The sequence below is a fragment of the Nonomuraea sp. NPDC049152 genome (assembly GCF_040648355.1).
In the GTDB taxonomy this organism is placed as follows: Bacteria; Actinomycetota; Actinomycetes; order Streptosporangiales; family Streptosporangiaceae; genus Nonomuraea.
Map to the genome: position 1 here is coordinate 138,789 of NZ_JBEZDO010000024.1, position 20,592 is coordinate 159,380.

18 protein-coding genes and 1 pseudogene are annotated in these 20,592 nt (G+C 70.9%); 7 read left to right on the forward strand and 12 right to left on the reverse strand.

Features of this window, described 5'->3' with window-relative positions:
* Positions 1 to 56: 56 nt before the first annotated feature.
* Positions 57 to 911, forward strand: a complete 855-nt coding sequence (locus tag AB0B45_RS35500; protein WP_358139702.1) for a hypothetical protein — start codon at positions 57 to 59, stop codon at positions 909 to 911.
* On the opposite strand, the gene AB0B45_RS35505 is transcribed toward AB0B45_RS35500, so the two are convergent.
* Positions 890 to 1,237 (reverse strand): MmcQ/YjbR family DNA-binding protein, encoded by a 348-nt coding sequence (locus tag AB0B45_RS35505; RefSeq protein ID WP_358139705.1) that lies wholly within the window; start codon positions 1,235 to 1,237, stop codon positions 890 to 892. The two genes, AB0B45_RS35500 and AB0B45_RS35505, sit on opposite strands and share 22 nt — an antisense overlap.
* A 52-nt stretch (positions 1,238 to 1,289) precedes the next feature.
* Here AB0B45_RS35505 and AB0B45_RS35510 point away from each other — a divergent pair, with 52 nt between their 5' ends.
* Positions 1,290 to 2,324 (forward strand): NAD-dependent epimerase/dehydratase family protein, encoded by a 1,035-nt coding sequence (locus AB0B45_RS35510; protein WP_358139707.1) that lies wholly within the window; start codon positions 1,290 to 1,292, stop codon positions 2,322 to 2,324.
* 55 nt (positions 2,325 to 2,379) lie between these two features.
* Here AB0B45_RS35510 and AB0B45_RS35515 read toward each other — a convergent pair whose 3' ends face one another.
* The gene (locus AB0B45_RS35515) at positions 2,380 to 3,558 is read right to left on the reverse strand and encodes a zinc-dependent alcohol dehydrogenase (protein ID WP_358139710.1); all 1,179 of its coding nucleotides are present in this window, start codon (positions 3,556 to 3,558) and stop codon (positions 2,380 to 2,382) included.
* 78 nt (positions 3,559 to 3,636) lie between these two features.
* Here AB0B45_RS35515 and AB0B45_RS35520 point away from each other — a divergent pair, with 78 nt between their 5' ends.
* Entirely contained in the window at positions 3,637 to 4,542 is a 906-nt protein-coding gene (locus AB0B45_RS35520) for an alpha/beta hydrolase (protein WP_358139713.1), read from the forward strand.
* A gap of 22 nt (positions 4,543 to 4,564) precedes the next feature.
* On the opposite strand, the gene AB0B45_RS35525 is transcribed toward AB0B45_RS35520, so the two are convergent.
* From AB0B45_RS35525 to AB0B45_RS35535, 3 genes are read right to left on the reverse strand one after another with little or no spacing between them, the layout of a single operon-like run.
* Entirely contained in the window at positions 4,565 to 5,014 is a 450-nt protein-coding gene (locus AB0B45_RS35525) for a hypothetical protein (RefSeq protein WP_358139716.1), read from the reverse strand.
* A 24-nt stretch (positions 5,015 to 5,038) separates the two neighbouring features.
* On the reverse strand, positions 5,039 to 6,304 hold the full coding sequence (locus AB0B45_RS35530; RefSeq protein ID WP_358139717.1) for a M1 family metallopeptidase: 1,266 nt from the start codon (positions 6,302 to 6,304) through the stop codon (positions 5,039 to 5,041).
* The gene (locus tag AB0B45_RS35535) at positions 6,295 to 10,059 is read right to left on the reverse strand and encodes a Pls/PosA family non-ribosomal peptide synthetase (RefSeq protein ID WP_358139719.1); all 3,765 of its coding nucleotides are present in this window, start codon (positions 10,057 to 10,059) and stop codon (positions 6,295 to 6,297) included. The genes AB0B45_RS35530 and AB0B45_RS35535 overlap by 10 nt, the downstream gene beginning before the upstream one ends.
* Positions 10,060 to 10,206: 147 nt before the next feature.
* Here AB0B45_RS35535 and AB0B45_RS35540 point away from each other — a divergent pair, with 147 nt between their 5' ends.
* A complete protein-coding gene (locus AB0B45_RS35540) occupies positions 10,207 to 11,010 on the forward strand; it encodes a methyltransferase domain-containing protein (protein WP_358139722.1) in 804 nt (267 codons plus the stop codon).
* Here AB0B45_RS35540 and AB0B45_RS35545 read toward each other — a convergent pair.
* On the reverse strand, positions 11,007 to 11,423 hold the full coding sequence (locus AB0B45_RS35545; protein ID WP_358139725.1) for a hypothetical protein: 417 nt from the start codon (positions 11,421 to 11,423) through the stop codon (positions 11,007 to 11,009). The two genes, AB0B45_RS35540 and AB0B45_RS35545, sit on opposite strands and share 4 nt — an antisense overlap.
* A gap of 74 nt (positions 11,424 to 11,497) precedes the next feature.
* Here AB0B45_RS35545 and AB0B45_RS35550 point away from each other — a divergent pair, with 74 nt between their 5' ends.
* Complete coding sequence (locus AB0B45_RS35550; RefSeq protein WP_358139728.1) at positions 11,498 to 12,727, forward strand: lanthionine synthetase LanC family protein; 1,230 nt, start codon at positions 11,498 to 11,500, stop codon at positions 12,725 to 12,727.
* Positions 12,728 to 12,868: 141 nt separating this feature from the next.
* On the opposite strand, the gene AB0B45_RS35555 is transcribed toward AB0B45_RS35550, so the two are convergent.
* Positions 12,869 to 12,991 (reverse strand): transposase, encoded by a 123-nt coding sequence (locus AB0B45_RS35555; RefSeq protein WP_358139730.1) that lies wholly within the window; start codon positions 12,989 to 12,991, stop codon positions 12,869 to 12,871.
* A 323-nt stretch (positions 12,992 to 13,314) separates the two neighbouring features.
* Positions 13,315 to 16,545 (reverse strand): S8 family serine peptidase, encoded by a 3,231-nt coding sequence (locus tag AB0B45_RS35560; RefSeq protein ID WP_358139733.1) that lies wholly within the window; start codon positions 16,543 to 16,545, stop codon positions 13,315 to 13,317.
* Between the two features lie 131 nt (positions 16,546 to 16,676).
* Between AB0B45_RS35560 and AB0B45_RS35565 the strand changes: the two are divergent.
* Positions 16,677 to 17,261: pseudogene (locus AB0B45_RS35565) on the forward strand (Tn3 family transposase); the annotation flags it as partial.
* A gap of 17 nt (positions 17,262 to 17,278) precedes the next feature.
* On the opposite strand, the gene AB0B45_RS35570 reads toward AB0B45_RS35565, so the two are convergent.
* Together AB0B45_RS35570 and AB0B45_RS35575 are read right to left on the reverse strand one after the other, a co-directional pair.
* Positions 17,279 to 17,935 (reverse strand): DUF4386 domain-containing protein, encoded by a 657-nt coding sequence (locus AB0B45_RS35570; RefSeq protein ID WP_358139736.1) that lies wholly within the window; start codon positions 17,933 to 17,935, stop codon positions 17,279 to 17,281.
* Positions 17,936 to 17,946: 11 nt separating this feature from the next.
* Positions 17,947 to 18,684, reverse strand: coding sequence for a DUF4386 domain-containing protein (locus tag AB0B45_RS35575; protein WP_358139739.1), 738 nt, complete (start codon positions 18,682 to 18,684; stop codon positions 17,947 to 17,949).
* A gap of 127 nt (positions 18,685 to 18,811) precedes the next feature.
* Between AB0B45_RS35575 and AB0B45_RS35580 the strand changes: the two genes are divergently transcribed.
* A complete protein-coding gene (locus AB0B45_RS35580; protein ID WP_358139741.1) occupies positions 18,812 to 19,465 on the forward strand; it encodes a TetR/AcrR family transcriptional regulator C-terminal domain-containing protein in 654 nt (217 codons plus the stop codon).
* Positions 19,466 to 19,558: 93 nt separating this feature from the next.
* On the opposite strand, the gene AB0B45_RS35585 is transcribed toward AB0B45_RS35580, so the two are convergent.
* Both AB0B45_RS35585 and AB0B45_RS35590 read right to left on the reverse strand, forming a co-directional pair.
* Complete coding sequence (locus AB0B45_RS35585) at positions 19,559 to 19,756, reverse strand: hypothetical protein (protein WP_358139744.1); 198 nt, start codon at positions 19,754 to 19,756, stop codon at positions 19,559 to 19,561.
* A gap of 161 nt (positions 19,757 to 19,917) precedes the next feature.
* Positions 19,918 to 20,490, reverse strand: a complete 573-nt coding sequence (locus tag AB0B45_RS35590) for a hypothetical protein (RefSeq protein ID WP_358139747.1) — start codon at positions 20,488 to 20,490, stop codon at positions 19,918 to 19,920.
* Positions 20,491 to 20,592: the final 102 nt, after the last annotated feature.

Genomic DNA, 20,592 nt, shown 5'->3' on the forward strand with positions numbered 1-20,592 from the left:
CCCCTTTGTTTATAGCCGGATGTGTTGGTACGTCAAGGTCTGATAGATATGTGCGGATGCGAACCAAGCCCTGGGCAGCCGTGGCGGCCGCCGTACCCCTGCTGATCGGGACTCCCGCGCTGGCCGCGGCGCCGCCGAAGGTTCCCGCGGGCACGACGGCGGGATACGTGGTCTTCGACAGGGTGGCGGGGAAGATCGTCGCCCATCGGCTGGCGCACAGGGCCTTCAGGTCGGCGTCGGTGATCAAGATCCTGATCGCGATCGACTTCCTCGAGCGGACGGCCAAGCCGACCGGCCGCGACCTGGCCACGCTGAAGGTCATGCTGCGCTCCAGCGACGACGACGCGGCCTCGGCCCTGTGGGACAGGGGCGGCAAGGGGAAGATCGTCACCCGTATGGCGGGGAAGCTCGGCCTGGCCGACACCAGCCCGCCGCCCGCCGCCAAGCCAGGCTTCTGGGGCTACACCTCGCTGAGCGCCTACGACGTGGCCAGGACCTACCGCTATCTCCTGGACCGAGCCGACACCAGGGTCCGCGACCTGATCATCGGGCACCTGCGCCAGGCCACCCCGTGCGGCACCGACGGCTTCGACCAGTACTTCGGCATCCCGCGCGGCCTGCCCAAGCCGTGGGCGGTCAAGCAGGGCTGGTCCGGCTTCGGCACGGTCCCGCCGGTCAAGTGCTCACCCACCGGAGCGGGCGGCCCGCTGGTCACCCCCCAGTCACAGGCGCGGGTCCCGCAGGTGCCCGACCTCGGCAGGCCCGTCCTGCACACCACGGGCCTCGTCGGCAAGGGCGACCGGCTCATCTTCGTGCTGCTCACCGCCCATCCCGCGGGCGGCAGGTGGAGCGACTCGGTCAAGCGCACCACCACCCTGGCGCGCGACCTCTACCGCAGCGTCTCCATGTAGGCGGCGTAGACCTTCTTCGGCACGCACATCCGCCACGCCTCGGTCACCAGCTCGCGCATCTCGGGCACGTCGATGGCGGCCATCCGCGCCTCCACCCAGTGGAAGCGCAGGTCGCTCTCGCGCGGCATGAAGAACTTGCCGGGCTCGGCGGCGACCAGCGCCTCGCGCTCCTCCTTGGGGAAGCCGAACCCCATGGTCGTCTCGTCCCTGGAGAAGGCGACATAGACGATCGAGCCCACCCGGAACTTCACCCGATCGCGGATCAGATGCTCGGAGGAGCGGGGCAGCCGCGAAGCCAGGCCGCGCACGTCGTCGACGGTGATCACACACCCAATCTAATGCCGGTTTCATCCTGGTTCACCTGGGCAGTCGCGATTTATGAAAGTCATCGTGGTCGGCGCGACGGGCAACGTCGGAACCAGCGTTCTGCAGGCACTCGAGGCCGAGCCGCTCGTCACCTCCATCGTCGGCGTCGCGCGCCGCCGCCCCCGATGGAGCCCAGGGCCCAAGACGACCTGGCATGCCGCCGACGTGGCCGACGACGACCTCACGGCGGTGTTCGAGGGGGCCGGCGCCGTCGTGCACCTGGCGTGGCTGTTCCAGCCGACCCGCGACCCCGCCATCACCTGGCGTGCCAACGTCCTCGGCAGCATGGCGGTCTTCCGCTCCGTCGCCCAGGCCAGGGTGCCCGTGCTGGTCCACGCCTCCTCCGTCGGCGCCTACTCGCCGGGACCGAAGGATCGCCGCGTCGACGAGTCGTGGCCCACCCACGGCTGGCCGCGCGCCGCCTACGGCAGGGAGAAGGCCTATGTCGAGCGCGTCCTCGACGTGTTCGAACGCGATCATCCGGACACCAGGGTCGTCAGGATGCGGCCCGCGTTCATCTTCAAGAGGGAGGCGGCCAGCGAGCAGCGGCGGCTGTTCGGCGGGCCCTTCCTGCCGGGCAAGATGATGCGCCGCGTGCCGCTCATCCCCGACATCCCCGGTCTGCGGGTGCAGGCCCTGCACGCGTCCGACGCCGCCGAGGCCTACCGCCTCGCCATCGTCTCCGACGTGTCGGGGGCCTTCAACCTCGCCGCCGAACCCGTCCTCGGCCCCGCCGAACTGGCCGAACTGTTCGGCGCCCGCCTCGTGCCGCTCTCGCCGTGGCTGGCCAGGAGCGCCGTGGCGGCCGGCTGGCACGCGCGCCTCATCCCCTCCTCGCCAGGACTGCTCGAGATGGCGCTCAACCTGCCCATCCTCGACACCACCAGGGCGCGCACCGAACTGGGCTGGCAGCCCCAGTACGGCGCGGCGCAGGCGATGCGCGAGATGCTCGACGGGCTGGCGGGCGGCGCGGGCATGGACACCCCGCCCCTGGCGCCCGGCCACCTGAAGGAGGAGTTCACCACAGGAGTGGGCGCCAAGCCTTAGCGGGCTCCTCCGCAGACCCGTGGGCCCCGGTGCCATGGCCGGGGCCCGCGAACGCTCAGGGCGTCAGCAGCACCTTGATCGCCCCGTCGAGCTTCTTCTGGAAGATCTCGTAGCCGCGCGGCGCCTCCGCCAGCGGCAGCCTGTGCGTGGCCAGGTCAAGGACGCCGAGCGGGTCGGAATCGTCCATGACCAACGGCATCAGCCGCGGAATCCAGCGGCGCACGTGCGCCTGGCCCATGCGGATCGTCAGCCCCTTGTCGAACATCCTCAACATGGGAAGCGGGTCGGTCATCCCGCCGTAGACGCCCGAGATGGAGACCGTGCCGCCGCGCCGTACCGCGTCGATGCAGTCGTTGAGCGCGGCCAGCCGGTCCATGCCCGCGGTGCGCATCAGCGGCGCGGCCAGAGCGTCGGGCAGCAGGCCCGTGACGGCGTGCCCGAGCTTGGCGACGGGCGAGCCGTGCGCCTCCATGCCGACCGCGTCGATGACCGAGTCGGTGCCCCTGCCGCCGGTCAGGTCGCGCACCTTGCCGGGAACGTCCCGGTCGCGGGCGTCCAGCACCTCGACACCGTGCCGCCTGGCCATCTCCAGGCGCTCGTCGACGCCGTCGACGCCGATCACCCGGTAGCCGCGATGTTTGGCCACGCGAGTGCACATCTGGCCGATGGGGCCGAGGCCGAAGACCGTGAGGCTGCCTCCGTCGGGGACGTCGGCCCACTCCACGGCCTGCCACGCGGTCGGCAGCACGTCCGACAGGAACAGGAACCTCTCGTCGGGCGGACCCTCCGGCACGCCGATCGGGCCGAACTGGGCCTGCGGGACCCGCAGGTACTCCGCCTGACCGCCGGGGACCTCGCCGTACAGCTTGGTGTAGCCGAACAGGGCGGCGCCCATGCCGTACTCGCGTACCTGCGTGGTCTCGCACTGCGCGTACAGCTCCAGCCGGCACAGGTGGCAGTGCCCGCAGGAGATGTTGAACGGGACCACCACCCGCTCGCCGGGCCGGATGTCGCCCACCGCCGAGCCGACCTCCTCCACCACGCCCATCGCCTCGTGGCCGAGGACGTCGCCCTCGCCCATGAACGGGCCGAGCACCTCGTACAGGTGCAGGTCGGAGCCGCAGATCGCGGCGGAGGTGACCCTGATGATCGCGTCCGTGGGTTCCTTGATGGCGGGGTCGGGAACGTCCTCGACCCGGACGTCTCGCTTGCCGTGCCAGGTGAGTGCCTTCATGCCGTCCCGCTACCCGGGCCACGCCCCTTGGCACCGGCGACCGCCATGAATTGTCGGTGGCCTGTGCGAGCATGCCCTGTGCCTCTTCCTCCCACCCTCGTCACGGTCAGCGAGGGCCACAGGCTGGCGGTCCGACGCAGCGGCCACGGCGGTGTGCCACTGCTGCTCCTGCACGGTTTTCCCTGCACGAGCCTGATCTGGTCCCACAACATCGAGCCGCTGGCCGAGGCCGGGTTCGACGTCGCCGCGCCGGACCTTCGCGGCTACGGCGACTCGGATTTCGCCCCAGACGGCTTCTACGACTTCGCGGCGTTCAACGCGGACCTGGCCGGCCTGCTGGACGCCTTCGGCTGGGAGCGCGCCGTCGTGGCGGGCCATGATCTGGGAGCGATGGTGGCGATCGACCTGGCCAACCGCCACCCGGACAGGGTCGACCGCCTGGTGGTGCTCGACGACTCGATGCCCGACCTTCCCGACGCCTTCGCCGCGGCCGGAATCCCCGCGGGCGTCCCGAAACCGGCGATCTACGACTACCAGCGCCGCCAGGGGTTGCACGCCGACGAGCTCGTCGCCGAGCTGGACACCCCCGAACGGCGGCGACGCTACATCGCCGAGTTCTTCGGGCACCGGATGTGGTGTCCGCCCAACGCGTTCAGTGACGCGGACCTGGCCGTGCTCACTGAACCGTACGCCGACGCCGACCGGCTGCGCGCCTCGTTCGCCGACTACGAGGTGGTGATGGGCACCCGCCCCATGTCGGGCCCGGAGTTGACCGACAGGCCGGTCCGGCAGCCGACGCTGGTGCTCATCGGCCCCGACCAGGTGACTGTCGGCGAGCACGTCGCCGAACGGTGCGCGATCGCCTTCCCGCAGGTCGTCGGCCCGTTCTGGGTGCCGGGCGCCGGCCATTTCATGCCCTGGGAGAAGCCGAGCGTGGTCAACCGCGCCATCGGCTTCTTCTGCGGAGACCTCCTGAAGAGGTGAAGCCGCGCTCCGCGCTCAGATCCTAGAGGGTTCCCGCCGCCGCCCTGCGGTGCATGGACGCGGCCAGCACCGAGCCGAACACGACGTGCGCGAGGCCCATCACCAGCTGCCTGCCGGGCCGGTCGCGATGGATGGGCGGTATCGAGGTCAGCGCGGGCACCCAGCCCTCGTAGCTGGCCAGCCAGATGGCCAGGCCGTACGCGACCCCGACCGGCAGGGGCGCCCCCCGGCCCCTGGTCACGAGCGCGAGCAACGCCCCCGCGCCCGCGCCGAACGCGTAGTGCGCCAGCACCGCCACCTGCTTCTCACCGGGCTTGGGCCGGCGGGGATGGCCGGGCAGCAGGGAGCGGACGACGCGCTTGGGCGGGTTTTCGCGCATCAACCCGGCCTTGTCGCCGGCGAGCATGACCGCGCTCATGGCCGTGGTGGCTGTGGCCCCGGCGAGCGCCCCTCTGGCGAGTTCACGAATCATGTGGGGCCGCCTGCCCGCACGCGGTCAGGAGAAACGGGGCAGGGTCCGGTCGTACAGCCAGCCGGAGAACACCGGGGCGAGCGGGCGGGAGGTGTGGCGCTGCGCGTGGGCGACGAACGCGTCGGTGGTCACGGTGGAATGCCGGTTCTCGGCCGTCCACGCGCGCACCATCCCGAAGAAGGCCGGATCGCCCATCTCCTCCCGCAGCCGGTGCACCGTGAGCGCGCCGCGCTTGTAGACGCGGTCGTCGAACAGGCGGCGAGGCCCCGGGTCGGCGAGCGTGAAGTCCTGCGGCATGACCGCCAGCCTCTGGTGCCAGCGTTTGGCGTGCGCGGCGGCGGGCTCGCCGCCCGAGGCCTCCGACCAGAGCCACTCGGCGTAGGCGGCGAAGCCCTCGTGCAGCCAGATGTCGTTCCAGCTGCCGATGGTCAGGCTGTTGCCGAACCACTGGTGGGCCAGCTCGTGCGCGACCAGCCGTTCGGAGCCGCGCCGCCCGTCGACGTGGTTGCGCCCGAAGATCGACAGGCCCTGCGCCTCGATCGGGATCTCCAGCTCGTCGTCGGCGATGACCGCGGTGTAGGCGTCGAAGGGGTAGGCGCCGAACCTGTCGCTGAACAGCGCCAGCATCTCGCCCTGCCGGCCGAAGTCGTTCCTGGCGCGGGCGGCGAGCCTGGCAGGGTAGGCCAGCCCGTCACCGATCTGGTAGCGGCCGATCTGGACGGTGGCCAGATAGGTGGCCATCGGGTCGGTACGGGAGAAGATCCAGGTGGTGTTGCCCCCCGCGCGCCGCTTGAGCGCCAGGGAGCCGTTGGTCAGCACCTGGTACGGCGAGGCGGTCGTCACCGTCATGGTGTAGGTCGCCTTGTCGTCCGGTCTGTCGTTGCAGGGGAACCACGAGGGCGCGCCGATCGGCTGGCTGGCCACCAGCGCGCCGTCGGTCAGCTCCTCCCAGCCCACGCCGCCGAAGGGGCTGGAGACCGGCTGCGGCTTGCCCGCGTAGGCGACCTCGACGCCGATCGCCGCCCCGGCGGGACGCGACCTGCCGAGCGGCACCCTGAGCCTGCCCGCCCGGTGGACGTGGAGGACGCGGACGCCGTCGACCTTGACCGAGTTCACGGTGAACGGGCCCAGATCGAGCTCCAGGTCGCTCACCGGCTCCGCGGTCTCGACCGACAGCGTGGCCAGGGCGCCCAGCCAGTTCGTCGACACGCGGTAGCGCAGGTCGAGGTCGTAGTGCGTGACTCCGAAACGCGGGTCCCCATGCCCGGGGAAGTAGGGCGTCACCGCCATGGCGAGATGGGGTTGCCGAACCAGCGAGTCCCCTCGGGCACGTTCTCCCCCCGCATCACCAATGAGGCGGGGCCGACAGTGGCGTGCGCGCCGATCGTCGCGGCGGGCAGCACGACCCCGTGGGGGCCCAGCGTAGCGCCGGCGGCGAGGTCGACGGTGTCGATGCTCATGACCCGATCATGGAACAGATGCGTCTGCAGGACGCAACCGCGGTTGACACACGCGCCGTCTCCGAGGCTCACCAGGTCCGCCTCGGGCAGCCAGTAGGTGTGGCAGGAGACCCCACGCCCGATGCGTGCCCCGAGCGAGCGCAGCCACACGTTCAGCGGTGCCGTGCCCAGCCACGGGTCGGCGAACCAGGGCGCGGCCAGCATCTCGACGAAGTTGTCGGCCAGCTCGTTGCGCCACACGAACGAGCTCCACAGCGGCCGGTCACCGGCGGCGATCCGGCCCAGGAGCGCCCACTTGGCCAGGCTGGCCACCGCGGCGGCGACCACTCCCGCCGCCAGAAGCACCACGCCGCTCAGCAGGGCGGCGGCGGCCGTGCCGTACGTGGAGGCGATCCACAGCAGCGCGCCCGCGGTCAGCGCCGCCAGCGCGGCCGTGCAGGTGGCCGGCACCAGGCGGCACAGCTCGACCAGCGCGCGAGCGGCCTTCAACCGCGCGGGCGGGTCGTAGGTGCGGCTGCGGTCGCCTCCCTGGCTGGTACGGCGCAGCTCCACCGGCGGCATACCCAGGTAGGACGAGCCCGACTTCGCCTTCTTCGGCGTTGCCGACAGCACGCCGACCAGGCCGTCCTTGGGCACCTTGCGGCCCGGAGCGGTCATGCCGGAGTTGCCGAGGAAGGCGCGTTTGCCGATGCGGGCCTCCGCGATCCGCATCCACCCGCCGTCCAGCTCGTACGGGGCGACCATCGTGTCGTCGGCCAGGAACGCGCCGTCGCCGACCGAGGTCATGGAAGGCAACGCGAGCACCGTGGAAAGCTCGGCGTCGCGGCCCACCTTCATGCCGAGGGCGCGCAGCCAGCTCGGCGTCAGGATGCTGGCGTACAGCGGGAACAGCCACACCCTGGCCGAGGACATCAGCCTGCCCGTCGCCCACGCCTGCCAGGCCGCCCGGCTGTGCACGGGGTACTGGCCGGGAACCATTCCGATGGCGAGCAGCCGCACGCCCACGAGCGTGACCAGCGCGAACGCCATCATCCCCGCGACCGTGGCCAAGGGGAGCGCCCACAGCGTGTTCGTCGCCAGCAGCACCGCGAGGGCGGCGCCGATCCCGACGGCGGGCAGCAGGCTCAGCGCGAGCGCCGAGATCGCGTACATCCCGACCCAGAACCGCGACCTGGACGGCCGCTCATCGGCCCTGCGCGCCTTGCCCTGCCTGGTGGCGGGCGCGCCCGCCCACCTCGTGCCGGAGGGGATCGCGCCCTGGACCGCCGAGCCCGGCGCGACCTGCGCGTGCTTGCCGATCTTCGTGCCGGGCAGCAGCGTCGAGCGCGATCCGACCGACGCGCCCACGCCGATCCTGATCTCGCCGACGCGCACCTGGTCGCCGTCGTACCAAACGCCGCTCAGGTCGACCTCGGGCTCGACGGAGGCGCCCCTGCCGAGCCTGAGCATGCCGGTGATGGGCGGCGCCGAGTGCAGGTCGGCGTCGGCGCCCACCTGCGCGCCCAGCAGCCTGGCGTACCACGACATCAGCGGCGCGCTGCCCAGGTCGGGCAGTCCGAGCCTGGCCGCGAACTGCTCGGCGAACCACAGCCGAAGATGGACGGCGCCGCCGCGCGGATAGCGCCCAGGCTTGAGTCCACGCAGCAGCAGCCGGGCGACGCCCGCCGACAGCGCGAGCCGTCCCGGCGGCGACAGCAGCGCCAGCGCGCCCGCCGCGACCCACCACCACGACAACACCGGCGTCCACAGCAGGTTGACCAGCGCCGCGACCACGACGAGGAAGCGCAGCCCCGTCACGGTCATCAGCGGCACCATGAGCGCCGCCTGCGCCAGCGACGCGCGCAGCGGCATGGGCGCGATCTCGCGCGCCCGGCCTCGGGCCTGCTGCGGCTGTTCGTCACCCAGCAGTTCGTGGAGCGCGCCGAACGTCGAGTGCTCGTAGAGGTCGGCGACGGTCACCTCGGGGTAGCGGACGCGCAGGGCGGACACCAGCCGCGCCGCGGCCAGGCTGCCGCCTCCCTCGGTGAAGAAGTCGGTCTCCGCACCCTCGGGCGCCACGCCGAGCACGGCCGCCCACTGCTCGGCCAGCCATCCGTGCTGCGCCTGCCGCTGGGGGAGCGGCCACGGCAGCGCGTTGCGGTCGATCTTGCCGGAGGTGCGGGTCGGCAGGTCCTCGACGACCGCCAGACGGGGGACGAGCGCGGCGGGCAAGGACTCGTGCAGCAGCTCCCTGGCCTCGGCCAGGTCGAAATCCTCCGCCGCGACGAGGTAGCCGACCAGCAGCTGGCCGCGCACGGCCGCCGCCGCGCCGGCCACTCCTGGCAGCGCCTGCAGGGCCGCGTCCACCTCACCGAGCTCGATGCGCCGGCCGCCCAGCTTGATCTGCTCGTCGGCGCGGCCCGCGAAGACCAGCCCCTCGGGCTCGGCGCGCACGAGGTCGCCGCTGCGGTAGGCGCGCTCCCAGCCCATGCTGGGCAGCGGTGCGTACTTCTCGGCGTCCTTGTCGGGGTCCAGGTAGCGGGCCAGTCCGACGCCGCCGATGATCAGCTCGCCGGTGCCGCCCATCTCGACCGGCTCGCCCCGCTCGTCGACGACCGCCAGGTCCCAGCCGTCCAGCGGCAGGCCGATCCGCACCGGGCCTTCGCCGGTCATCAGCGCCGCGCTCGCCACGACCGTGGCCTCGGTGGGGCCGTAGGTGTTCCACACCTCTCTGCCGGGTACGGCCAGCCGCGCCGCCAGCTCGGGAGGGCACGCCTCGCCGCCGAAGATCAGCAGGCGGACGTCGTCGAGCGTCTCGGCCGGCCACAGCGCCGCCAGGGTCGGCACGGTCGAGACGACCGTGATGCCGTGGGTGACCAGCCAAGGACCGAGGTCCATGCCGGTGCGCACCAGCGACCTGGGGGCGGCGACCAGGCACGCGCCATGGCGCCAGGCCAGCCACATCTCCTCGCAGGAGGCGTCGAAGGCCACCGACAGCCCGGCCAGCACGCGATCGCCAGGACCCAGAGGCCGCTCGGCGAGGAACAGGCCCGCCTCTGCGTCGACGAAGGCGGCGGCGTTGCGGTGCGTGACCGCCACGCCCTTGGGCTTGCCCGTCGAGCCAGAGGTGAAGATGATCCACGCGTCGTCGCCGGGGGCCGGCCTGCCGCCGGCCGTCAAGGGGGCCGGCTCGCCGTACACGGTGATCCGGTCGGTGACCGCCGCGCGGACGCCCGCCTCGGAGAAGACCAGCTCGGCGCGCTCGTCGGGGTCGTCGGCGTCCACGGGCACGTAGGCGGCGCCCGCGGTCAGCACGGCGAGGATCGTGATGTACAGCTCGGCCGTGCCCGACGGCACCCGCACGCCTACCCTGTCGCCGCGCCGTACCCCTGCCTCGGCCAGCTCGCCCGCCAGCCGCGCCACGCGGGCGCCGAGCTCCCGGTAGGTCAGCGAGACCTGGCCGTCGTCGAGGGCGGGCGCGTCGGGGTGGGCCGTCGTCGTCTCCTCGAGGATGTCGAGCAGGGTGCGCGGCGGCGCGGCCAGCGGACCCGCGGTGTAGACGGCGCGGGCGGCGAGCTCCAGCGGAGCGACCACGGACGGTAGCAAGGCGCGACTCCTGGGATTGAGGACAACAGGAAGCCAACGTGGCATTGTCGTCCGCTATTCCTATCTCATCGGACATTTCAACACAGCGTCTCTATATATGAGACATATCTTCTTAAAATATGAGAAGCGGAGCTAGTGTGCTGTCCCATGAACGCCATATATACCCACGGCCACCATGAGTCGGTCCTGCGCTCCCACCGCTGGCGCACCGCCGAGAACTCGGCCGCCTACCTGCTGCCTCACTTGAAGCCGCACATGAAGGTCCTCGAGGTCGGCGCGGGTCCTGGCACCATCAGCGCGGACCTGGCGGCCATGGTCGGCCACCTGACCGCGACGGAGGTGACGGCCGAGGCGCTGGAGCTGGCCAGGGCCGAGATCGCGGCGCGCGGCCTGACCAATGTCGACTTCGCCGTCGCCGACGCGCACGCGCTCGACTACCCCGACGACACCTTCTGCGTCGTCCACGCTCACCAGGTGCTGCAACACGTCGGCGACCCCGTGCGGGCCCTGCGCGAGATGCGCAGGGTCACCAGGCCCGACGGGTACGTCGCGGTCCGCGACAGCGACTACGCGGCCTTCGCCTGGTATCCGCGACTGCCTGCGCTGGAGGCGTGGATGGAGCTCTACCAGCGCCTTGCCCGCGCCAACGGCGGCGAGCCCGACGCGGGACGGCGCCTGCTGTCATGGGCCCGCGAGGCCGGCTTCACCGACATCACCGCCACCTCCTCCACCTGGTGCTTCGCCACCGACGGCGACAGGCAATGGTGGGGCGGCATGTGGGCGGAGCGGATCCTGCGCTCCGACATGGCGCGCCAGGCCCTGGCCTCCGGCGCGGCCACTCGGTCCGACCTCCAGCGGATCTCGGACGGCTGGCGCGAATGGGCCGCGTCCGGCGACGGATGGATGTCGATCCTGCACGGCGAGATCCTCTGCCGCGTCCGGCCGGACTAGATGCCCAGCGTGCGGACCCTCTCCCAAGCCGGATCGCGGTGCAGCACGACCTCGGTCCCGTCGAGCAGCTCGTCGGGGGCCGACACCATCACGATCTCGCCCACGGCCTCCATCTGAAGGAGCAGGTCGCGCACTCTGGGCCCGACGGGCAGCCGTCCGGGGGGCAGGTCGAGCATGGCCCTGACGGTGTCGGCGACCTCCGACAGGTGGAAGGGGCCGCTGGCCTGCCGTACGAGGTCGCGCACGACCGGCAGCGTGATGAGCTGCTCGGCCTCGAGGTGGGCCAGCTCCCAGATCAGCTGCTCGCGGCGGCGTCCCGTGCCCGCGCACGCGCGGCAGGCGCGGGTCAGGCCGGGCACGACCTCCTCCTGCGTGGAACCCAGGCATGCGGTGCACTTGTCATCGTTCGTCATCGCCCGCCACTGTACTAAAACACATTAAACCTATTAGGTTTGCGGGTTATTGGACGGGGTGGGAGACTGGTGGCATGAGCCCGATCGAGGCCCCTGTGCAGGCCGCCGTTGAGGCCGCACAGTGGATCCGCGCGTGCGCCGTCGACGATGCCCGAGGCCGCCACTGGAAAGCAGGCGAACGCGCGGCGCTCCCGCACAGGCCCGCCTCGCTCTACTCAGGCGCGGCCGGCATCGTGCTGTTCTTCCTCGAGCTGGCCGCGGCCACAGGAGACGACTCCTACCTGGAGGACGCCGCCGAAGGCGCCAGGTACCTGGCGGCCGTCTGGCCCGAGCAGAGCGACCCCACCTTCCACGACGGCCTGGCGGGCGTGGTGTTCGCGCTGGCGGAGGCGGGCTGGGTCATCGACGACGCCTTCACCGTCGCCGCCTCCCGCGCCGCCGATGTGCTGGCGGCCGCGGGACCCACCTGGACGGGCGATCCGTGCCAGCGCGGCGACGGCGGCATCATCCTCACCCTGCTGCACGCCTCCGCCCTGCTCGGCGAACCCGCCTACGAGCGGGTCGCCGTCGAGGCGGGCCTGCGCATCGCCGACCTGCCCGTCCCGGGCCACCGCTTCGGCGCCGAGCCGCCCGCCGACCTTCCCGTCGACGCCGTCACCCCCGGCTTCCTGTCCGGTACGGCAGGCACCGCCTTCCTCCTGGCCCGCCTCCACGCGGTGACGGGCGAGCCCCGCTTCCACGACGCGGCCGCCAGAGGCGCCGGCTTCGTCAGGGCGGTCAGCGAGGTCAACGGCTCCTGCGCGCTGGTGCCCCACCACGTTCCGCAGGGCCGCCACCTGCACTACCTCGGCTTCTGCTCGGGCTCGGCTGGTGTGGCCAGGATGTTCCACGAGCTGGGCGACACCGCATGGGTGGAGCGGCTGGCACACGGCATCCTCACCAGCGGCGTGCCGTACCGGCGGACTCCGGGGTTCTGGAACGTCATGTGCCAGTGCTGCGGCGCGGCCGGGCTGCTGGAGCTGTTCGTCGGGTTGTGGGCGGCCACGGGCCACGAGGAGTACCGGGCCTTCGCCCTCACCCTCGGCGAGCACCTGGTCGGCGCGGCGAGGCAGGGGCGGTGGTGGCAGGCCTACCGCAGGCTGCGGCCCGCTGAGGTCACCGCCGACACCGGCTACATGGTGGGCGCGGCGGGCATCGGCGCGGCGCTGCTGCACCTGGACGCGGCCGAGCGCGGCGACAGCCGCAGGCTCATCCTGCTGCCGGACAACCCCTTCCCGCTGACGGTGCGCTCAGGACTGTCGTAGGCCCACGCGCACTCCTTCACGCCCGCGGCGAACCCGCGCCGAACGCGCCGGCCCCGCTCGGCCCCGCCCGGCGCCGTGGTCAGCAGAACCGTGAGGGCGTCCTGCCCTGCCGGTCGTCGCCCGCTCCGAGCAGCGCCCTCGTCAACGCCTGCGCGCCACCTGACCGATCGAGCGATCACCGCGCTGGCACAGGTCGACGATCTCGGCTTTGAACTCCGGCGTGAACGAGCGGCGAGGACGTTTCTTCTTCCCCGTGCTCTCCATGATGGACATCCTTTCGGGGACGAGGTCGATCGAGCCCGGCGCTTCCGCATGGAAGGCCGGGCTTTTTCGCGCCGAGAATTGGCTCGCCCGGTCACCGTAGGGCGACCGAACCCACCCACAGGCTGGCGCGGGATCCAGCATCGCTGCCGCCCGTGCTGGCCGGGGAGCCGACATGCCGGGGCCGCAGGACGGCTGGCGCGCCTGCCCGGAGGAGACGCTGCAAGGGACCTCTCGGGGCAGGCGCTCTGGGCCGTCTGCCCGCGCGGCACGGCAAGAGAGCGTGCCGGCGCACACGCTCGTGCGCCGGCACGCTCTCGAGGGGCTCAACGCACCAGGAAGGCGCGCTCGACGGTTTGGCTGACCGTGGCGCCCGCGCTGTCGCGGGCCGTGAGCCGCAGGGAGACCGAGTCGCCCGAGCGCGGCAGGTTCAGCAGCAGGGCACGCCAGGTGTCACGGCCCGTCGGCACGGCCGCGGCCCGATGCCACGACTTGCCGTCGGAAGAGACCTCGACGGTGACCTTGGTGATCGGCTTGGTCGCGCCCTCCATGCGCTGCAGCCGTAGTGGCAGTGCCATCAGACCGGGGCGGGTGGCGTTGTTCACGTCGAGCTCGGGTTCGGCCCGCAGGACGAACAGCGGCACCGGGCCGGCGCCCGCCGAGGTGAACGACCACTCGGTTGTGAGCTTGGACGACAGCTCGGTGGCCCGGGGGTCGGCCGTGCCCTCGACACGCAGCTGGAAACGCCCCGAGCCGGGCGCGACGGGCAGGGTCACGGTGTAGTTGGGCAACTGCTCGGCCGTCGCGACGACCTTGCCGTCGCGCAGCAGAGTGGTCGTGCCCTCGCCGAAGTCGCTGCTGCCGGTGACGCGGTCGCGCCCGGCCGCGTGCCACAAGGGCAGGCTGCCGACCTTGATCGCGTCATCGGTCCTGGTCACCAGGGTCCGATCCCGCAGGGCCGTACCCACCACCCCCGAGTTCCACCGCTCGTGTTCCTGCCGACCGGCGCGGTAGGCGCGCGCGTCGGCGTGCTCTATCGTCTGATGCAGCCGCCCGCTCGGCATCGTCTCCAGGGCCCGCTCCCAGGGGATGCCGGGAGTGAAGTGCCAGGACTGGGTCACGGGCAAGGCGGTGATCGTCTGGCTCCAGCCCGTGTAGCCGTCGCCGAGGGGTCCGCCCGCCGTGGGCCCGGCGCCCGGCGCGCCGATGGCGTCCGCCCGCAAGGTGGCCAGGTCGGCGCGCACCTTGCCCAGCTCGCGATCACGCACCCGCAGCTCGCCCGGCACCACGCCGTCCTTGCGCAGCACGAGGTTGTAGACATAGGGGCTGTCGGTGAACGTGCCGTCCGAGCGCTGGGCGGCGAGCTGGGTGAACTTCTCGAAGCGGAACCCGGGCGCCTTGGCGGTGGTGGGCGCGACACGGAAGCGCAGCGGGTCGGGTGCGACGTTGCGCGGCAGGGAGAAGCGGTCGATGGAGAAGCTCGCCGCCCATTCCTGGCCGTCCGTCCGCTTCTGGAAGAAGACGAACTCCTCTCCCGTCGTCTTGGCGTCAGGCCGGTCGGTCTTGACCTCCATCATCTTGGCGGTGCGGGCGTCGAAGACGACCTCGCGATCGCCCTTCACCTCCAGGCCGGTGATCGGCACGACGCTGAGCTCCCCGTGCCCGTCGGGGAACACGGTCCGCATGACGGTGTAGGCCAGGTAGCGGCCGGCCGGTACGCGGATCGGGCCCTCACTGTCGCCGTGGTTGATGCCCATGTCGATGAGCGGGCCGCCGTCCTCGGGCATCAAGGTCATCGGCATGAAGTCCTCGGAGTCGTCGGGGACGGTGCCGAGCTGGTCGATCAGCTTGACGTGCAGGTCGTAGCTCTCCGGCTCCTTGCCGAAGCTAACCAGCGTCGACAGGGCCACGCCCTCGGCCGAGGCGGCGATCCGCCCGCCGTAGGCGGTGGTGGAGGCCGCCTTGGGCGCGGCGGTCACGGTGACCGGCGCGCTGCCGCCCGCCGGGACGGTGACCCGCGCGGCGCTCAGCGTGAACACACCCTGCGGCGCGGCATTCCCTGCGAGGTCGGTGGCCTCCAGGGCGAGGTTCAGGGTGACGGGCGCGCTGCCGGTGTTGCGGTAGGTGAGGGTGCGCTCGATGGGCTTTTCCTCATACGGCCAGCGCAGGTGGCCGAAGGCGAGCGTGCCGGTGTCGGCGGCGACGCTCTGCCGTACCGCCTTGGCCACGTCGAGACGGCCGGTGCCCGACTCCCAGACGTTCTCGCCGGTCTTGGCCGAGCCGACCAGGGCGGCCTTGATCTCTCGCGAGGTCCAGCCGGGGTGCTGCTGGGCGAGGATGGCCGCGGCGCCCGCGACGTGCGGGGTGGCCATCGAGGTCCCCGACATCCGCACGTGCCCGCCGGTGCCCGCCTCGGCCGCGGCAATGGCCACGCCGGGAGCGGTCAGGTCGGGCTTGAGCGCGAAGTCGCCCGCCCGGGGACCGCGGCTGGAGAAGCTCGCGAGCTTGTCGGCGGAGTCCACGGCGCCGACGGTGAGCGCGGCGTCGGCGCTGCCGGGGCTGCCCAGGCTGCCCGCGCGGGGGCCTTCGTTGCCCGCCGCGATGACGAAGAGCATGTCGCGCTCGGCGGAGTAACGCTCGACGGCCTGCTCCAGCGGGTCCAGTCCGGCCTGGTCGGGGGCGCCTAGGCTCATGTTGACGATCTTGGCGCCCTGCTGGGCAGCCCACTCGATGCCCTCGATGATGTCGGAGGTGTAGCCGCTGCCCGCATCGTCGAGCACCTTGCCGTTGAGCAGCCGGGCGCCGGGCGCGACGCCCTTGCGCGCGGGCGTGCCCGCCACGCCCTGACCGGCGATGGTGGAGGCCACGTGGGTGCCGTGCCCCTGGCGGTCCACGGCGTCGGCACTCTGGCTGAAGTTGGCCGCCGCCTCCACGCGCCCGGCCAGGTCAGGGTGGCGGTCGTCGACGCCGGTGTCCAGCACGGCCACCTTGACGCCCTCACCGGTGAAACCGGCCTGCCATGCCTGCGGCGCGCCGACCTGCGGCACGCTGCGGTCGAGTGTGGCCTTGACGGGCGCGTCCAGCCACACCTTCTGCACCGACCGGTCCTGACTGAGCTGAGCCCAGGGGGCGCCCGCGGTGGCGACGGCGTTGATGGAGGCCAGCGGACGCGCCCCGGACAACGCTGTCATCGGCGCCGCCCCCTGGCGGTACTGCACGATCAGCGGCAGTGCCTTCTCGCTGAGACCGTCCTTGATCAGCTGCGGGATCCGGAAGAGGTTGCGGTCAAGCACACCCCTGGCCACATCGCCCGCGACGTCGAGCGGGATGAGCGTCCAATCGTCCTTGGTGCCCTGGGTGATGTAGCGGACGTTCGGCCGGCCGGGACCGGCCGTGAAGCTGATCCGGCCGCCTTCCACGCTGACCCGGTCACCGGTGACCAGTGTGACGCTCTTCGCAGCGGCAGCGTCGGGTGGGGGTGTTTCGGCGCTCGCCGACGAGGTCGCGGCCAGTGCCGCCGCCAGGACAGCCGCCGCGACCAACGTTCTGCCTACCATGCTTGTCTTCCTCTCTCCCTGACGAGGAGAGTCGATCAAGCAGAGCATGCGCCGACAAGCCCAAGACGGTGGCGTTATCGGTCATGTCATAACTACGACACTGGCGAAGTCAGGGCGCCGCCTGGACCGGCGCCGATGCGGCCTTCACCTCCATCACCGGTGGGGAGGCCAGGTTGGCCGACCTGGACGTCACCATCGCCGCGCTGCTGGTGGCGCACAGCTGCAACGTCGGCTACACCCCGGTGCTCGCCTCGGCCGAGCCCTTGACGCGGGACCGGCTCTCGCACGTCGACCAGACCTGCCTGCGGCACGCGACCTACCGGGCCGCCAACGCCGCACTGATCGCCGCGCAGCAGTCGATCGGCCTGGCGAAGGCGTGGGGCGGCGGGCTGGTCGCCTCCATCGACGGGATGCGGTTCGTGGTGCCGGTCCCGTCGGTGTACGCGCGCCCCAACTCTCGCTACTTCGGCCGCCGCGACGGCGCGACTTGGCTCAACATGATCAACGACCAGGCGGCCGGGCTGGGCGGCAAGGTCGTGGCCGGCACCCCGCGCGACTCGCTGTATGTGCTGGACGTGCTGTACTACCGTGACGGCGGCCGCCGCCCGGAGACGATCGTGACCGACACCTCCTCCTACAGCGAAGGCGATGCGATCGCGCACGATGCGATGCATGGAGCGCCGAGCCGTTACGCCGCGGCGCTCCATGCAATTTGAGGGTGCGGGTAGTGAGATCAGTGAGCGGCGGCTACCTCGGCTCTGGTGATGTCTCGGCCCTGCCTCGCGGGAAACCCCTTAACGATGAGCAGCACCCCCACGGCGACCTCGAAGAGGCCGCCGGGGACTGACAAAACCAGGCCGACGCCGTACCCGAGGAACTCAAGGATCGTCCCTGTCAGGAAGAGGGCATATCCAGCGACTCCCCATACGGCCATGAACCTGGGTACGAGTCTGGCTCGGAACAGGACGCGGCAGAACAGCAGGCCGCCGACCCCCAGCGAGATCATGGCGATGTGATAGGAGTAGGCGTTTCCCTCCCGGGCGACACGCGCCACCGCCGGCAGAACGGAAGCGTCGCCTGCGTACTCCTTCGCGAGCGGTATCAGCAGCAGAAGGAAGAGGATCCCCACGGTCAGCATCACCGCCTCGACCGTTCGGGAGATCAGGTACGCATAGGCAGAGATCTCGCTGTGGGGTTTCAGGATCGGAAGCGCCAGGACTCCGATGGCCGCGACGACGACCGAGTTGACCAGCATCAGTAGCGCGCCTGCCGACAGCTTCATCTCCGCGGCGCCTGTAGCGGAATCGACAAGGGCGCCGCCCGCGATGTACACGACGAACGCCAGCAGGAAGAGAGCACCTACAACACGTCCGATTGTTCTCGTTGACATGACTTCTGCTTTCACTGGGGCGTGAGGAGTATGTGGTCGGCGGGAGGCGGCGGTGCGTCGGCGTGCGCGGGTGTCTTGACGCCCTTGATCAGGAGGTAGCCGAGCATCGAGACCTCGGCGATGATCACCACCGGTACGAGGACGGGTGCGGAGATCGTGTCCGCAAGGTTTGGAGCGAGGAACTGCAGTGCCACGTCGAGGAGGTAGGAGATGGTCCCGAGCATCAGCACGGCCCCCAACGGCTTGGGGAACATGCCGGATCGGTAGGCCAGCATCCCCAGGGGGAACAGCCATAGGCCGAAGAAGATCTGCGCGATCAGGTACCCGCCGTGCTGCAGGTCGAGCAGGAGCAGGACCAGGACGTCGGATCCGTCGGCGCCCAAGGCGCGGGCATAGGAGGGTTCGGTGGCCACGAGCAGGGCGCCCAGCTGGTTGAGCATGTTGAGGCAGGTGATGGCGGTGGAGACCACCACGAAGATGACCATGGCGCGCGCCGTGTCGGTGCTCACGTGCCGCAGCAGCCGGTAGAGGGCCATCACGACGAACAGCATGAGCGTCGCCTGCACCAGGTCGGCCGCGAAGCCGATCCTGACGAGCGAGGCGTTGGCCACGACGTTGTCCGCGGTGACGGCGGCGTTGCCCGGCACGTAGACGTTTCCCCTCACGTAGCCGTGGGCGAAGCCGCCCAAGACCGCGACGACCAGGTAGTAGACGCCCACGGTTCGCGCGAGCCGTACGGGTGAAGCCATGGTGAGTCCCAGCGTTCGGGTGTGGCAGGCATCGGCCGCGAGTGGCTTCTCGTGCGCCGGACGTAATAGTACTAAGTACGGCTACGATATGGTACTAAGTACGAAATTGCTATCGCCCGGGAGCAAGATGCCCAAATCAGGGTCGCTGAGCCGAGAACGAGTGCTGCGCGGCGCCATCACCGTCGCCGACGCGGGGGGAGTCGGATCGCTGACGATCCGCTCGCTCGCCCAAGAACTCGGCGTCAAGCCGATGTCGCTCTACCACTACATCGCCACCAAGGACGAGGTCCTCGACGGCATCGTCGATATGGTCTTCAGCGAGATCGAACTACCGTCGGCCCATGGCGACTGGCGATCGGAGCTCCGCCGTCGCGCGATCTCGGCTCGTGGCGTGCTGAAGCGCCACTCCTGGGCGATCGGGCTCATGGAGTCGCGCACCAGCCCAGGCCCTGCGACGCTGCGGCACCACAACGCGATCATCGGCACTCTGCGCGGCGCGGGTTTCTCGGTGAAGATGACCGCCCACGCCTACGCCTTGATCGACAGCTATGTGTACGGCTTCGCGCTGCAGGAGGCCTCGCTGCCGTTCGAGGGTCCCGAGAGCGTTGCCGAAGTCGCCGAACCGATGATGCGGCAGTTCTCCACCGGGGAGTACCCCCACCTCATGGAGCTGGCCACCGAGCACATCCTCCAGCCCGGCTACAACTTCGGCGACGAGTTCGAGATCGGGCTCAACATGATCCTCGACGCCCTCACTAGATCACTCCCCGAAAACCACTGACCCCGTCACCGTCGTTTCGATCGTGAACGGCATGGCATCGTGTCCAGTGCCTCGGCTCACGGCCCAGCCGGGCACCTCCAACACCTGCTCCCCTCAGCCGGGAGCGGACACCGCCAACGCCTCGAACACGGCGCGGACGCATTCGCCGGCCAACACCATCAGATCACCAGCCGGACCCGTGAGTCCGAGTTGACCAGCAGGGTCCAGCACGGATGCGGCCTCCGCGGCTCGGCGAGACTCATAGGTGTCAGACGGTGCCTGCGCGGCTCGGGCCTCGGTCAGCTCGTTCATGACGGCGCGGTAGGTGACCGGCCGCTGGCGCGGGCCTGCTGGGGAGTCATCTTGGGCGGCCGCCCGGTGGGCAGACCGCGGGCTTCCTTGGCCGCCCGGGCGCTCGAAAGCCGCATTGATCGAAGATCAGCAACTCTCGCCTGAGCACGACATGCAAAGGGTCATGGCCGCTCCCCGGCCTGGTCCACGACGCCGATCGCGACGCGGGTGGAGATCGACCAGGTCGTTCCCTTCTCGATGCTCCACTCCAGATGAGGGGGAACGGGAACCTGCTTGCCGTCCTTCATGGTGAACATCTGGACGCCGTTCGGCTTGGGGTAACGCTCCTCGTGGTCGGTGATCGCCGTCTCCCGCCGCGCCCGGTAGGCGTAGGTCACGGGGTCCAGGAGAATTTCGACCTTGCGCCGGCCTTCGGCGACTTGGGAGACCGACAGCGCCGGACGTCCCTCGGTGTCGATCGCCGTCTCGTCCACTGTCACCCCGGGCAGCTTGGCTATCGCCCGGAAGATCGCGGCCTCATGCTCCGGGGCGACGAGGTTCTGGCTCAGGGTCACGGCGAAGCGCAGGAAGATCCACTCGTCGTCGATAGGGCCCGCATCCTGGTAGAGCTCACGGTATGTGGCCAGGAGTGCGTCGGGGTCGGTCGGCAGCGAGGCCAGCAACGCGTAGGTGTTCTCCGGCGTCCTCTCACCGGGATTGGAGGTCTGCAGCTCACCGTCCACCAGATAGCCCACCCGCTTGCCATCGGCCCGGGTTGCGGGTGGACGAAGAACGGTCCTTGTCGCTGGCGCCGAGGAGCCGTCGGTAGGCCAGGTGCGCGGTGAACAGTCCTGCGC